This window comes from Vibrio sp. Scap24, assembly GCF_013394185.1.
Taxonomy (GTDB): Bacteria; Pseudomonadota; Gammaproteobacteria; order Enterobacterales; family Vibrionaceae; genus Vibrio; species Vibrio pomeroyi.
This window is the reverse complement of sequence record NZ_CP041333.1, coordinates 12,500-27,831: the sequence shown is the minus strand read 5'-3', so window position 1 is coordinate 27,831 and position 15,332 is coordinate 12,500. Positions and strand designations below refer to the sequence as shown.

Annotated in this window: 11 protein-coding genes; 7 read left to right on the top strand and 4 right to left on the bottom strand. The window is 45.7% G+C overall.

Annotation, left to right across the window (positions count from 1 at the left end):
* Nucleotides 1-155 precede the first annotated feature (155 nt).
* Nucleotides 156-791 (top strand): pyridoxamine 5'-phosphate oxidase, encoded by a 636-nt coding sequence (gene pdxH, locus FLM53_RS15745; RefSeq protein ID WP_017061203.1) that lies wholly within the window; start codon nt 156-158, stop codon nt 789-791.
* Nucleotides 792-901: 110 nt separating this feature from the next.
* Here the strand turns inward: pdxH and FLM53_RS15740 are convergent, their stop codons facing one another.
* The 3 genes from FLM53_RS15740 to FLM53_RS15730 all read right to left on the bottom strand — a co-directional run bounded on the left by FLM53_RS15740 (nt 902) and on the right by FLM53_RS15730 (nt 5,216).
* Complete coding sequence (locus tag FLM53_RS15740; RefSeq protein ID WP_176679083.1) at nt 902-1,621, bottom strand: helix-turn-helix transcriptional regulator; 720 nt, start codon at nt 1,619-1,621, stop codon at nt 902-904.
* Nucleotides 1,622-2,059: 438 nt separating this feature from the next.
* Nucleotides 2,060-3,889: a formylglycine-generating enzyme family protein gene (locus FLM53_RS15735; protein WP_176679084.1), complete on the bottom strand. Its 1,830-nt coding sequence runs from the start codon at nt 3,887-3,889 to the stop codon at nt 2,060-2,062.
* 223 nt (nt 3,890-4,112) lie between these two features.
* Complete coding sequence (locus FLM53_RS15730; protein ID WP_176679085.1) at nt 4,113-5,216, bottom strand: PEGA domain-containing protein; 1,104 nt, start codon at nt 5,214-5,216, stop codon at nt 4,113-4,115.
* Between the two features lie 482 nt (nt 5,217-5,698).
* On the opposite strand from FLM53_RS15730, the gene FLM53_RS15725 reads away from it, so the two are divergent.
* The 4 genes from FLM53_RS15725 (at nt 5,699) to putP (ending at nt 12,204) form a co-directional block, all read left to right on the top strand.
* Complete coding sequence (locus tag FLM53_RS15725) at nt 5,699-6,523, top strand: AraC family transcriptional regulator (protein ID WP_076650541.1); 825 nt, start codon at nt 5,699-5,701, stop codon at nt 6,521-6,523.
* A 182-nt stretch (nt 6,524-6,705) separates the two neighbouring features.
* Nucleotides 6,706-9,843 carry a bifunctional proline dehydrogenase/L-glutamate gamma-semialdehyde dehydrogenase PutA gene (gene putA / locus FLM53_RS15720; protein ID WP_176679086.1) on the top strand — a complete coding sequence of 1,046 codons (3,138 nt, stop codon included), beginning with the start codon at nt 6,706-6,708 and terminating at the stop codon, nt 9,841-9,843.
* Nucleotides 9,844-9,854: 11 nt separating this feature from the next.
* On the top strand, nt 9,855-10,559 hold the full coding sequence (locus FLM53_RS15715; protein ID WP_176679087.1) for a 1-pyrroline-5-carboxylate dehydrogenase: 705 nt from the start codon (nt 9,855-9,857) through the stop codon (nt 10,557-10,559).
* Nucleotides 10,560-10,677: 118 nt separating this feature from the next.
* Complete coding sequence (gene putP, locus FLM53_RS15710) at nt 10,678-12,204, top strand: sodium/proline symporter PutP (protein ID WP_176679088.1); 1,527 nt, start codon at nt 10,678-10,680, stop codon at nt 12,202-12,204.
* A 71-nt stretch (nt 12,205-12,275) separates the two neighbouring features.
* On the opposite strand, the gene FLM53_RS15705 is transcribed toward putP, so the two are convergent.
* A complete protein-coding gene (locus FLM53_RS15705; protein ID WP_176679089.1) occupies nt 12,276-12,797 on the bottom strand; it encodes a MerR family transcriptional regulator in 522 nt (173 codons plus the stop codon).
* A gap of 212 nt (nt 12,798-13,009) precedes the next feature.
* Between FLM53_RS15705 and FLM53_RS15700 the strand changes: the two genes are divergently transcribed.
* On the top strand, nt 13,010-13,900 hold the full coding sequence (locus FLM53_RS15700) for an AraC family transcriptional regulator (RefSeq protein ID WP_176679090.1): 891 nt from the start codon (nt 13,010-13,012) through the stop codon (nt 13,898-13,900).
* 120 nt (nt 13,901-14,020) lie between these two features.
* The gene (locus FLM53_RS15695; protein WP_176679091.1) at nt 14,021-14,884 is read left to right on the top strand and encodes a nuclear transport factor 2 family protein; all 864 of its coding nucleotides are present in this window, start codon (nt 14,021-14,023) and stop codon (nt 14,882-14,884) included.
* The last annotated feature ends 448 nt before the right edge of the window (nt 14,885-15,332 follow it).

The window sequence follows — 15,332 nt, the reverse complement described above, 5'->3', positions numbered from 1 at the left end:
TTGTCATCGGTTTGTATAAAGATTATCAATATGATGGAGAGAGTACCGAGATCTTGTTAACACAGAGCACCTTCTATGAGACAAAACCAAGGCTTAGACTTGTGTTTCAAAGGATTACGGCGCAAAATCACAAAAAAATTAAAAGGAGCAACCAAATGGAACTGACAGATATTCGTCGCGAATACGCTAAGGGTGGATTGAGACGTAAAGACTTGGCCGCAGACCCGATTGAGCAATTCAATCTATGGCTAGAGCAAGCCATCGAAGCTAAGTTGACTGACCCTACTGCCATGACAGTTGCTACGGTTGATGAAAATGGTCAGCCATTCCAACGCATTGTTCTACTGAAGAATGTCGATAAAGACGGTTTTGTTTTTTACACCAACTTAGGTAGCCGTAAAGCGCATCAACTTGAGCATAACAGCAAAATCAGCCTGCATTTCCCTTGGCACCCTCTTGAGCGCCAAGTTCATATCACGGGTACGGCTGAAAAGCTGACCGCGATGGAAAACATGAAGTACTTCTCTTCACGTCCAAAAGAGAGCCAGTTAGCTGCTATTGCAAGTAAGCAAAGTAGCCGCATCTCTGCTCGTGGTATCTTGGAAGGTAAATATTTAGAGTTGAAGCAGAAGTTTGCGAAAGGTGAGATTCCTGTACCTTCTTTCTGGGGTGGTTTCCGTGTGCGTGTTGATAGTATTGAATTCTGGCAAGGTGGTGAACACCGCTTACATGACCGCTTCTTGTTCTCACGCCAAGACAACAGCTGGGATATTGATCGCTTAGCGCCGTAGTTCTAGCCTGTTACACCATTTAAAAGATACCGTTGATTTTGTGTTTACTCACATCAACGGTATTTTTTCGTCTGTACTTTCATCTGAATACGAGCGTGGAGAACCATCAATCAGTCGCTGTGTAGAACCACCGAGATCTGTTTTTTGAGTAGGGTCTCGGGAATCACAGAACCTAATCCTGAATCCAACGCATATTCTATTAACTGGCTTTTGCTGCGCGCATCAAACTTCTGCTTTAACCTCGCGACATGGCCTTCGACGGTCTTGATTGAAATATTCAACGTCAGCGCAATGTACTGGGGTTTCTTACCGAAAAGCAGTAAGAACAACACTTCTGATTCTCTTGCTGTTAGCTTCTTTTGCAGTTTCGATACTCGCGGTTTTGATCCGGCAATCGATGCCTGATTGTCTTTGGCACATGTCGCCTGACATACCCAATGACCGACCTCTAGAATCGCCGTGTCTGTCAGTTCTTGGCCATAGAAAATCGTGCCTTGCACCTTGTCTTCGGCATCAAGCCAAGGAGTTTTGGTGAATATGTGTGCGTGCCAGCGGCCGTCAGGGTAGGGGTGAATATCGAGGATCTTGAGCGTGCTGCGTGTATCCATCACATGCTTGTCTTGAGCTCTGAAATCTTGAGCGCACTCGATGGTTTGGCTCGGCATATCGAAATCGGTCAAGCCAGTACACGTCTCGCCCGGTTTTAAGCCAATCAGTTGGTTGTAAGCAAGGTTTGCATATACGAAGACCGAGTCAGTATCTTTGCAGCCCCAGCAGCCTGGAAGTTGTTCAAATAAAGAACGATGTATGGAGTTGAGTGGATCTGGCAAGGTTTTATCTCGTAATCAGAAGTATAACGATGATATCAGTTTCTTATAGCGCTGCAATGGTAATTCGAGAGTGAAATCGGAACTGGAATTTCGGGTTGAATATCCGTTAAACGGATTGCTGATGAACTGCTTCAATCACGGGGAATAGATAAACGAAAAGGGTGATAAACAGGCAAAAAAAAGCCAGCCTGAAGAGGGGCTGGCCAAAGACAAGATATGCCTTGTCGACATGTAGAAGATTTTCAGTTTAATTCACGAGGGTCATGCAAATTAAACTGAGGCATCAGTTAGATACCCAGAGTGACTTACTACTCTATCGACGAATCTACTCCTAGGAATGCTAATGCATAAGGGGGGAATTCCCCTATAAACGCTGCTCAATGTGAGAATTGAGAACCTAGAGTAAATATTTTAAAACTTCAGCAAGTAATGGAGAGCTTACAGCTCTCGCAATACTCGGAATCCTAGGTAGTTGGCTGCGGTTGAAGGTGCAACGTTCAGTTCGTTATACACTTTCGCTTCTTCTGGAGAGAAGCTCCAAGCTCCACCCTTCGCTAAGCCTTTCTGAGTGGTTGTCCATTCCCATACGTTACCCACCATGTCGTAGAAACCAGTAGGCGTTGGTAAGAATGATTTAACCGGAGATGTGCTAACGTTTGACCAAGGTGTGCCTGCCCAACCTGTATTGGCTTTGCCTGAGCGGAATTCGTTGCCCCACCAGAAGTTGGTGTCTTGGCCTGCTCTTGCTGCTGCTTCCCATTCTTGTGGTGTTGGTAAACGGTAGGTAAAACCTGTGTTGTCAGATAACCAACGAGTATATGCCTTGGCATCATTTTGGCTCACACAAACCACTGGAGCGTTATTCGCTTGCTTAAAGCCAGGGCTCTGCCAGTCGTTGTCAGAAACGGTGGTGATCTCGGCATTAACGAAGGTGTCGCAGGTGTTCATCAGCTCTGCGTCTGTCTGGTAGCCAGTGCTTTCAACGAACGCTTTAAAGTCTTGAACACGAGTCGGTGTAGCGGCTAATGCAAAAGGTTGTTTGATTGTCACTTGCTTGGCATTGTTTTCACCTAACAAGTAGCGACCAGAGCCAACCACAATCATTTCTGGGCTCTGAGTGTCGTTGCCCATAGGGTCGGCAAACTTAGTACCGACATTCAGTGAATTCTGTTTAGCTTGTAGTACGGCTCTTAGGTTGTGATCGCGAGCGATTTTCAGCTCTTGGTGGAAAGAAAGGTAACCTTCTTTTTCGATCGTCACCATGTGTTGGCCGGTTGGCAGCATGATTTCAACTGGCGTGCTGCCATAGTTCACACCGTTAATCGACACTTTATCGTTGTACTGGTTGGAACGAACCACCAAGTTAACCCAAGCGACTTCTTTCTGCTGGTCGTTGGCTTGTTGATCGCTTTGTGTGAAACAGTTTGATGACTGAATACCCAACAGGCGACAAGGTGTGTTTTTATTTGGACGAGTTTCTAGATTTGCAGCAATCACCGCTCGGTAACGGTTATCTTCAGAGAAACCTGAGGATTTCACCTTGTGCTGTAAAACGTGAATGTTCAGTGAAGCAGACGCCAAGTGCTCTTTTACTGTTTTCGATTCAGTCGCGTTGTCGACAAGGTTGTGTTGGAACTGTTTTACCGCTTTTTGCAGTGCCAAGGTCACCGTTTGATCAGAACACTGCGCTAGTGTCATGTCGTTGCTACAACGGTTAGTGAAGCTGACCGTTTGTTCTTCCGTTTGAGTGATCTCGTTTCTTAGTCGCTCGGCTCTTGCTCTGAGCTTATCTTGATTCAGGTTTGCGATTGAAGCTTCTACGGCTGCTTTCTCCGCTTGAATTGCTTCTAGCTCCATCATCAAGCCTTGTTGCTTCTGCTCAGAGTCTGAAATCGCAAGCTTGCCTTCTTTGACTACCTTCCAAGCGTCTTGAAAGTGGTTTTGAGCTGGCGAGATATCGAAATCGGGCTCATCAATCATACGCGTGTAGTCTTGCTCTAGGTTTGCTTTCGCCGTCGCGAGTTTTTGTTCTGCTTCTGCAGATTGCTTAGCTAAACGGGCGGTTTGCTGTGCTTGATTGTCGACTTGGTTTTGCTTGTCCGCCAGTTTCTTTTTAACAGCCGTGAGGTCGGCGTGTTTTTCGAAAAGTGAGCTTTCAATGTCGGTGACAGATGACGCGATCGCTGGTGGCGTTGCCTCAGCAAAAACAGCTGACGTCATTAAGCAGGGAGCAAGTGCAAATAATAGAGTAGGAAGACCTTGGCGCATGATGGGCTACTTCAATCGTAATTTAGGTTAATCGAATATTCTAAACGACAACGCCATTTCATCTGCAGCTACTGTTTATAATGACCGTACAAGTTTATGACGATCATACAGTTTATAACTATCAACAAAATGGCGAGTGTTCATTCAGCTTTGTGAAATAGGCACGGCTATCTGATATAGAGCTAAGCGTTTATATCGGCTTAGCTCTATGTAGAAAGGGTGTTTAGCTTTCTTTGCTAGGAAGAAGCTTAACCCAAATAGTGTCGCTGCCGTTGACGGTAACTGTGCGGTTGTAAGACTCGTAACCTTGTTTTGAAATGGTTACTTGGTGACGACCGCTTGGTAGCGCAACCTCAAGAGGCGTGCTGCCGTACTTGATGCCGTTGATAGTCACTGAATCATTGTATTGATCAGAACGTACCGTCACGTTAGCCCACTGTTTGTCACTCTTTTTAACAACCGCTGCATTGCTGCCTGTTAAACAGTAGCGGGTTGAAACGTTCAATAGGTTACACGCAGCAACCGCTTCAGGTTTTGCTTGAAGCTGAGCTTGCATCTGCATGAAGTAAGAGCTGTTACCAGAGAAGCCGCTCTTGATTGCTTGGCTGTCTTGAACATGGATGTTCAGCTGAACGCCTTGTAAGTTTTGCTTCGCTAGTGTGCTTTCTGTGAGCTGCTCAAGTAATTGGCTCTTGAACGTTTGCACGGCTTTTTGGTTGGTCAGGTGTTTACCCTGCGCAGTACACTCACCCAGTGTCATTGTTGACGAACATGTGGTGGTGTAGCTGGTTTCAAGAACCGCACTTTCACGCAGTTCTGTTGCAATACGTTTTACGCGAGCTTCAACTTTTGACTCTCTCAAGTTTGCCAGCTCATTATTCAGGCGAGCTTGCTTTTGCTTGATTTGAGAAAGGTGAATTTCACCCTCGTTCATCGCTTGTTGATTGTCTAACTGAGCAGATTGATTTTCTTTAACCGCAGCCCATGCATCTTGGTAACTTTTCTGGAAAGAGACCAGATCCGTTTCTGGATCTTCAAGTAAGCGACTGTACTGTTTGTCTAGTACAGACTTGGCTCTGTTACGTTTTGCCTTAAGTTCTTCACCTTCGCGCAACAACTTACTGTTTTTGTTTTGTAGTTGTTTTAGGTTCTCAGTCGCCGATACTTTGGTTGCTGAAATACGCTCAATATCTGAGTTTTTCTCTGTTAGCTTTGCATCGATAGCTGAAACGGGATCGACTTGATTCAGTTCTTCAGCGGATACCGATGCAGATACCCAAAGTGGGGATAGCGCAAGTAAAAGCGCTGAAATTCGAAAGTTAGTCATAGGTCCCTGCAACTTGTAGATTGAAATTGGCTCGTTAATAAAGTGTCTACTTCCTAGTTGTGAGTCACTAGTTATTAGCAATTAACACAGTACCCGTCTTTATACCGTTTTATTGCTATCCAATCTACTCAAAAGCCAAGTTTCGGTACTTCGGATACACTTTTTACAGGTTTAAAGCAAAATATTTGAGCTATATAAGAAAATTTATTCGTTATGTTGGAACGTAGAAGTATTTATCTATGACATGGTTCTGGGTGTTTGTAGAGTTGCGTTGTAAGCCTTTTAATCCACCGGAACGATTGGTTTTACAATGCCCGTAGTTTATACACTCTTGATCATCTTTCCGGAGGCATGATCAAGATGATCGCAGTGATGATCTTTCCATTAAGGTTAGGAAATGACTCTCATGATCATTTACAAATTCATCTTGTGCAGATTTCAGAGTATTATTCTTACTATGTTGACTTGAGTACTTTGCTGTCATGCCAAAACCTTTACCCTTTCCAAACCTAGACTTGTCTCCGCTAGGCCTTACTGGCCCTCGTCCCGCAGAGATCATTACCTTGCCATCGCATATGGATTGCCACGAGCACCATTATTCTCAGGTGGTGATTGGTCTAAAAGGTCAGGCGGAATTTGAAGTCAGTGGTAAGGGCAATCTTGTCGGCCCCGGCCAAGGATGTGTGGTGACAGCAAGCTCTGATCATGCTTTCGGTGGCGTGGTTGGTCAGTCGGATATTCTGGTACTAAATATGCCTGTGCCAACCGATGACGACCCTCTAATGCTAGAGAAGATTAACCAGCTTGAGTCATCAAACGTCTATTTCCAATTAGACGCGCAAATTCAAAAGCTTATCCATATGTTGGTGCAAGAGATGCAGGCAAGCCCTGATGATCTACTATTGAGCCGTGCCTGTAATGATACGGTGATCGCACTGATGCAAAGACACATCTCGGCGTTTGAAACCTCAATCAAGGATTCGCGTTTCGATCTTGAAGCGCTGGATCGTTACATCGAGCAACACCTCGCAAATAAGATCTCAGTCGCGCAGCTAGCAGGCAGTGTGTTCTTGGGGGAGAGCCAGTTCCACATGCTATTCAAAGAGCAAATGGGCATTACTCCTCATCAATATGTATTAGGCAAGCGTATCGACCGCTCTCGCCGCCTGATCGAACAAGGTAACCTGAGCCTTGGACAAGTTGCGGAACTTGCTGGATTCTCTGGTCAATCCTCCTTTACCCACACCTTTTCACGCCTTCAAGGCATGTCACCATCCCAATACAAAAAGAAAATTTCTGTTAAATAGTGAAACAAAACGGCATATTATTTTAAAGTTTCATATGTGACGTTGTGTTTGTTTTGTTAATAAAGCGAGTTTTTAGCAAAAAACTCGGAGTTTTTGACAAGTAATCCTTATATACTCTAAATACACTGCAGCCATTGTAGAGATCCCCGGGCTAATTCCGGGTGTGAGATTAAGGAAAACGCATGTTTACAGCTACTGATGTGTTAAAGCCAGAATTCAACGAGCAGCCGCTTGCTGATCTATGGTCGCTTATCTCACCATTATATATGGTGGATGAAACCCAATGGCTAGAGCAACTTCTGCCACTAGCTACCCCTTCTGAGTCTGAAAAGCAGCAAATCACAGAGAAAACGACATCATTGATCGAAGCTATCCGTGCGGATAAGACTTCTATCCAGATGATCGATGCACTGTTGCTTGAATACAGCTTAGATACTCAAGAGGGCATCTTGCTGATGTGTCTGGCGGAAGCCTTGATGCGTATTCCTGATTCAGCAACGGCTGATGCGCTGATTCGCGACAAGCTAAGCGTTGCGGATTGGAAGTCTCACCTTAAGAATTCTGACTCGGTGTTTGTGAACGCATCCACTTGGGGTCTGATGTTAACGGGCAAGGTGGTTGGACTTTCATCTAAAGAGCAGAGTGCAGGTCAAGCGGTTAACCGTTTAGTGAACAAGCTTTCTGAGCCGGTGATTCGTAAAGCGATGCACCAAGCAATGAAGGTGATGGGTCACCAATTCGTTCTTGGCCGCAGCATTGCTGAAGCGCAGAAGAACGGTAAGTCTATGCGTGATAAAGGTTTTACCTACTCATACGACATGCTAGGTGAAGCAGCACTGACTACGGCAGATGCAAACAAATACTTCAAAGATTACCTAATGGCGATTGAAGCCGTAGGTCGAGACACATACGTCTCTTCAAAATCGAGCCCAGCACCGTCTGTTTCTATCAAGCTTTCTGCCCTTCATCCACGTTATGAAGTGGCGAATGAAGACCGTGTTCTAAATGAACTGTGCGACACGTTAGAGCAACTATTGCGCCGCGCAGTTGAGCTTGATGTTGCAATTACGATTGATGCTGAAGAAGCAGATCGCCTAGAGCTTTCTCTTAAATTATTTGAAAAACTGTACCGTACTGACCTTGTGAAAGGTTGGGGTAAATTTGGTCTGGTTATTCAAGCTTACTCAAAACGTGCGCTTCCGGTTCTGGTTTGGCTAAACCGCCTAGCAAAAGAGCAGGGTGATCTAATCCCGCTTCGCTTGGTGAAAGGCGCGTACTGGGACAGCGAGATCAAATGGTCACAACAGGCTGGTTTCACAGATTACCCAGTTTACACACGTAAAGAAGCGACAGATGTAGCTTACCTTGCTTGTGCGCGTTACCTATTGAGCCCAAGTGTTCGTGGCAATATCTTCCCGCAGTTTGCGAGCCACAATGCTCACACCGTTTCTGCAATTGCAGTAATGACTGATCATAAAGACTTTGAATTCCAACGCTTACACGGCATGGGTGATTCTCTTTACAACCATGCGATGGAAGCGTACCAACAGTCGGTACGTATTTACGCACCAGTTGGTAGCCATAAAGATCTGCTGCCATACTTAGTGCGTCGCTTACTAGAGAACGGCGCGAACAGCTCGTTTGTCCACCGTTTGGTTGATGCTCGCTGCCCTGTGGCAGAGCTGACACAGCACCCAGTCGATATGCTTCTTGCGTTCGATACGCTGAACAACACTAAGATTCCTCTGCCGCCAGCGGTATTCCCTGAGCGTAAGAACTCTTACGGTGTGAACATTGATATCGAAAGTGAAGCTCATCAATTCGAAGAGCAGGTTAAGTCTTTCCTTAACAATCAATGGACTGCTGGCCCTGTGATCAACGGTGAATCTCTTGCCGAAAGCATGATCAAGGCAGATCAAAACGTTGAACAAGTCACGGCACCTTACGATCGTCGTATTAATGTCGGTCAGGTGGCTTTCGCCAACCTTGATCATGTTTCCGCAGCGATCACTGGCGCAGACGCGGCATTCGCTGATTGGAACGCAACTTCGGTTGAAACCAAAGCGGCTGCGCTTGAGAAGCTGGCTGATCTGATGGAAGACAACCTTGCTGAGCTGGTGGCGATTTGTCATCAAGAAGCGGGTAAGACAATTCACGATAGTGTTGATGAAGTACGTGAAGCAGTCGACTTCTGTCGTTACTACGCAAAACAAGCGGACAACCTACAAGGTTTCGAACTAAAAGGTTTTGACGGCCAGACTCGAATCGCTTCACGACAAGGTCGAGGTGTGTTCGTTTGTATCAGCCCTTGGAACTTCCCTCTCGCTATCTTCCTTGGCCAAATTACAGCGGCACTAGTCGCGGGTAACACGGTTGTAGCGAAGCCTGCTGAGCAAACAAGTTTGATTGCAGCTCGCGCGGTGGAACTGATGAACGAAGCGGGTTTCCCTGCTGGCACCATTCAGTTGCTTCCAGGTCGTGGTGCTGAGATCGGCAGTGCGCTAACCAGCCACGATGCAATTGCGGGCGTTGCCTTTACGGGTTCAACCCCAACAGCGCAACGCATCAATGTGTCATTGGCAAGCCGTAACGCTAAGCCAGTTCCGTTTATCGCGGAAACGGGTGGCCAAAATGCAATGATCGTCGACAGTACCGCACTGCCTGAGCAAGTGGTTCGTGACGTAATTCGTTCTGCATTTGCTTCTGCAGGTCAACGTTGTTCTGCGCTACGTGTGCTTTACATCCAAGAAGACATTGCAGACCGCGTAATTGCATTGATTCACGGTGCAATGGACGAGCTAAGTGTTGGTATTCCACATCTACATAAAACGGATGTTGGCCCTGTTATCGATGAAAATGCGAAACAGAAGTTGATGACGCACTTAGAAAACATGACCAATACCCAGAAGAAGGTGGCTCAACTTTCTCTAGGTACGGATTGTGAACATGGTGATTTTGTTCCACCAAGTGCTTTTGAAATTGATGACATCAGCTGTTTGAAAGAAGAACAGTTTGGCCCTGTGCTGCACATCGTTCGCTTCAAGGCGAGTGAGTTGGCGCAAGTGGTAGACCAAATTAACCAAACGGGCTTTGGCTTAACCATGGGTATCCACAGCCGTAACGAAACAACTTACCGTTGGATCGAAAAACACGTTCGAGTGGGTAACTGCTACATCAACCGTGACCAAGTGGGCGCAGTTGTTGGTGTTCAACCATTTGGTGGTCAAGGCTTGTCGGGTACAGGTCCTAAAGCGGGTGGTCCTCACTACCTATATCGCTTTACTGATGTTCAGTTTTCTCAATCACAAGACAAGGCATAAGGAGCAGTATCATGGTTCATCAAGTGACAGGTTTTTCTGATGCTTTGCTAGCGTGGGAACAATGGAATCTTACCGACTTTGATCATAAGAGTGCTCAGGTACTTTCATTCAAATCAGAGATCGAAAGTCAGTCTGCGCCTTTGGCAGCAGTGGCGACTTATCATTTAGAGCAAGCATCTGCACTGCTTTCTGAACATCACCTCATGGCGGGTCCTACGGGCGAAACCAACGAGCTATATGCTGCAGGTCGTGGCGTGGCTTTGGTGATTGTTGATGATTGCGAAGAGAAAGTGCCCGCACTGCAAACCGCAACGGCAATGATTACTGCTGCACTGTTGGCTGGTAACAGCGTTCAATTGTGCAGTGATGACGTGCAGTTCAACACCTTAATTGCTGACGCCGCGAAACAAGCGAATCTGCCAACTAACTTGGTACAGGTTGCCTCGTATGACGCTGCTCAACAGCTGCTGTCTTGCGATGTACGAAGTGCGGGTTATGTGGGTAACTCACAAACGGCTCAAGCTATCAATTTACAACTTGCTAAGCGTGACGGTGCAATCGTCGGTTTAGTAGCTGAAACGGATCTAACGGCAATGAATGTTGCTCACGATCCACACCTATCGCTGCGCTTCATTACCGAGCGTACGCGAACTATAAATATAACAGCCGTGGGCGGTAATGCGACCTTGCTCGAACTTGGAAGCGAAGCTCACTAACCTTCAGTAATACTGGCTCTAAACACTTGTGGATTTAACTCATAGTGCTTTGGAGCCTGAATACCTAACTCAATGCACTTGCTTGCCTTTACGGTGAGTGCTTTGCATTGAATTAGGCATGGAAGGCTTTCTACAAAATGAGGACTATCAAATGATAGAAAACAGTTTTGCAATAACGACGACGTTCATTGCGTATCTAGTTATGATGCTGGCAATCGGTGTTATTGCTTACAAACGTACATCTAACTCAACCGACTACTTCCTAGGTGGTCGTTCGTTAGGTCCATGGCCTGCTGCACTTTCTGCTGGTGCATCAGACATGAGTGGTTGGTTGCTACTTGGCCTACCAGGTTACGCTTACGCTGCTGGCTTTGAAGCATTCTGGCTTGCTGGTGGCCTACTTGTGGGTACTTGGGCTAACTGGTTAATCAGTGCTAAGCGTCTGCGTACTTACAGTATTACAACTGAATCACTGACGTTGCCTGAGTTCCTATCTCGTCGCTTCAATGATAACTCTAAGCTGATCCAAACAATTTCTGCTTTCTTTATCCTTTTATTCTTCCTTTTCTACACAAGTTCAGGCTTGGTAGCGGGTGGTAAATTGTTTGAAACGGTATTTGGCCTAGATTACACAACAGCGGTAATTATCGGCACAGTATGTGTGGTTTCGTACACCCTGTTTGGTGGTTTCCTTGCGGTATCTTGGACTGACTTGGTTCAAGGTCTATTGATGTCTGCTGCGCTATTGATTGTACCAATCGCAGCAATGAACGGTGGCCTTGGCCAACTGTCTACTGACCTACACAACATCAACCCAGAGCTTCTAACGCTATGGAATGATGCGAAAGGCGAGCCACTTTCTGCTATCGCGATCATCTCGCTAGCGGCATGGGGTCTAGGTTACTTCGGTCAGCCACACATCCTTGCTCGTTTCAAAGCAACACGTAGCAATAAAGACCTAACAACAGCGCGTCGTATCGCGGTGGTATGGTCTGCACTGTCTATGGTTGGTGCAATGCTAGTGGGTCTTGTCGGTCTAATCTACGTGACTAACTCTGGCGCTCCTAAGCTAGACGATGGCGAGAAGATCTTCATGCTTCTTGTGAATGCTATGTTCCACCCAGTAATCGCAGGTATCCTACTTGCTGCAATCCTAGCGGCAATCATGAGTACTGCGGATTCACAGCTATTAGTATCTTCATCTGCTCTTGCAGAAGATCTTTACAAGCAAGTACTTAAGAAAGATGCGACGTCTGAAGAGATCGTTCGTGTAGGCCGTTTCGCGGTAATCCTAATCTCTCTCATTGCACTTGTACTAGCGATGACACCAGACAGTTCAGTACTTGGCCTTGTATCTTACGCATGGGCAGGTTTCGGTGCGGCATTTGGTCCAGCTATCGTATTGAGCCTGTACTGGTCTCGTATGAACCGTAACGGCGCTCTAGCGGGTATCGTGGTTGGTGGTGTGACTATCGTACTTTGGAAACAGTTCACGGGCGGTTGGTTCGATGTTTACGAAATCGTACCGGGAATCATCCTATCGACTATCTCTATCGTTATCGTGAGCCTAATCACTGGCGAGCCAGAAGACGAAGTTAAGAAGCAACACGCAGAGTTCGAGAAGAACCTTGTTGAGCTAGACTAATTTACATTGTAAAAATGCAAACGAATTAGCAAAAGAGTTGAACAAAGAACAATAGAGTCACTTCGGTGGCTCTATTTTTTTGACCACTCCCTAATGCTTTTGACCTCATCTTGGTCGATATTCAAAGACTCTAAAAACTCTTGGTGAGCAGTTGGTTCCATCTTCTCAAACTGCTTGTGCCAGTTCTTCATGTCTTCTTCGTTGAACCCTGCGTTCTCCATCACACGTACCCAACGGTCTTTGGTTAGCAGTTTCTGTTCTAACAATTCCGGTTGTTCCAATAGCATCACAATCGCTTTTTGTTGTTGGCGAAGGTTTTGAATCTCTTTTTCCAACGCGTTGAACTGATTGACTAAGGTCTGTTCTTGTTTCACATCGTCTTTGCGATCAAGCAGCGCTGTGATCTCTTGGATTGATAGGCCAAACGATCGGTAAGAGATAATACTCTCTAGACGAGCCTGTTCTTTGTCGCCATACCAACGATAACCATTGTCTGAACGGCTGTGAGGCAGAAGCAACCCTGCACGCTCATAATAGAGAATGGTGGTGCGAGAGATGTTGTAGGCCTTGGCAATTTGAGTGACAGTGAGCATGTTCAACCTCATTGGTGGAGAGAGCTTTAATTCATAAGAACGTCAGATAGCCGAATATTCTAATCGCGCTGGTCTGGAGTGTATAGAACACATTCCAATACGCCTGACAGCGATGAACCTCAAGTCAAAGTTCTAAGGCTTGGAGATTTCTGTTTTCGTAGGGATACATTACAGTTGCTAGAGTAAAGCAGTAAACGAATAGGAAGAGAGAAGTGCCCCAAGCGATCCCGAACATTAGCTTTAATCATGAGAAAACGGCGCAGGCAGAACTGGAGCTGATCCCGCTGTCTCGACTCTATTCTGATGGCAACATCGACCACGATCCTCAATTGCCACATCGTGTTAGCTTCTTCTTGATTCTGTTTATTGAGCAAGGCTCTGGGACGCACATGGTCGACTTCCAAGACTATCCTTTCAGCCAAGGGAGCGTGTTGTTCATTCAAAGAGAGCAAGTACACGCCTTTGATTTTAGTAATAAGCCGCAAGGAACGGCGGTTATTTTTACTCAAGCATTTCTCGACAGCGTTCACGCTAATATGAAGCTGCCGAACTACACGCCAACCCACTTGAACAAGGCACACTCTGCATTACTGCCATTAGACGAACTTCATCAAGATCGCACACAGAGCCTGCTGCAACAAATTACGCTAGAGCTGAATCAGCCAGAACCCGATCCTTTGATTGTGATGTACCTGTTCTCGGCATTGGCGCTGATTCTTCATCGCCTAAGACCAGAAGTGAAGCAAGACGCCTTGAGTTTGCAGCAGAACATTAAGTTTGCCCGCTACTTTGAATTGCTTCAAAACAACTACCTGCGCGTTCGTGATGCAAACTGGTACGCCAATCAAATTAGTACCACCTACAAAACACTGAATCAGGTTTGCAAGGTCGCAACTGGGCTAACAGCAAAGCAGATTATTGATTCTTTCACGGTGTTAGAGATGAAGCGCCAGCTGGTGGTGAGCAACATTACCTCACAAAAGATGGCATTGGATTTTGGGTTTGAAGACGCGAGTAATTTCGTCAAATACTTTAAAAATCATACCCAAATGACACCGAGTGAGTTTCAAAAGAAATACTCAAAGCCGTCTCTTACGGAGTAGCTGCGATTGAGCATGGATACGTTAAGGTTCGATATCTACCATTTTTCTGCCTAAATACACTCTGCCGCGAACTTCTCTCGTTGACTAATATAGTTTCCAAGCCAACGAGAGGACTTAATAATGAAAACAATAACCAACACATTCAAATCAACACTACTAACTGCTGGCGTACTCGCTGCTTCTGTTGTTACCGGTTCTGTGGCAGCTCAAGAGCTGTCTATTCAAGAGAAAGGCGTCGCAGTCATTTCAAGCATTGAAACGGGCGATGCAAAAGCGGTGAGCTACATTAACCCTGAGAAGTACATCCAACATAATCTAGCGGTCGGTGATGGCTTAGCTGGTTTTGGTGAAGTGTTGCAAATGCTGCCTGAAGGTTCTGCAAAGGCACAAGTTAAGCGCTCATTTCAAGACGGTGACTTCGTAGTAACACACACTGAATACAACTTCTTCGGCCCTAAAGTCGGCTTCGATGTATTCCGTTTTGAAGATGGACTTATTGTAGAACACTGGGATAACTTGCAAGAGATCGCTAAGCCAAACGCAAGTGGTCGCACTCAATTAGACGGTACGACTAAAGTCGTAGATCTCGAGAAAACGGATCAAAATAAACAGCTTGTCGGTGGCTTTGTCAAAGACATCCTGATTGGCGGTGATATGTCGAAGATTAATCAGTACATCGATAACGAAGACAGCGCTTACCTTCAGCACAACCCTGGTGTGGCCGATGGTCTAAGCGGTTTAGGTGAAGCTTTGGGTGCGTTAGCTGAAGCAGGAATACCAATGGTTTATACCGCTAACCACAAGATCTTAGGCCAAGGTAATTTTGTACTGTCGATCAGCGAAGGCCAATTCATGAATAACCACGTAGCGTTTTATGATCTATTCCGTGTTGATAATGGCAAGATTGTGGAGCACTGGGACACCATCGAAACCATTCCTGCGCGTTCAGAGTGGAAAAATGACAACGGTAAATTTGGCTTCTAAGTTTGAGTTAAATTGAACCAGATATGACGTTATAAAGCGGTGCTTTCATTGTGGAGGTGCCGCTTTTTTGCGTGGAAGTTTGCTGGTGAATCGAGCTGAAGAGGTGTCTTTATGGGGTTTTACAATGTAAATCGAAAGCGAAGGATCTTGAGCGAGAAATGAAAAATCTGCCTTGTTGATGGCGTTTGATGTCAAAAAATAAAATAGAAAAGTGGCTATTTTTTGAACTTGGCGCTCACTTTTGTCATTAGCTCGGTGAATTGTGGAACCGAATTGGACATGATGTGTCAATTGTCAGTAACCACTAAAGACCTATAGGACAAAGGTATGCCTGATCTCTATTGCAAAGGATGTAAAAAAACAACACTACATAAGTCTATAATGAAACGTTGTGAATCAGAGCCCGAGACAGCGTCTGGCCGTATGATGCAATGGACGTCAAAGCTAT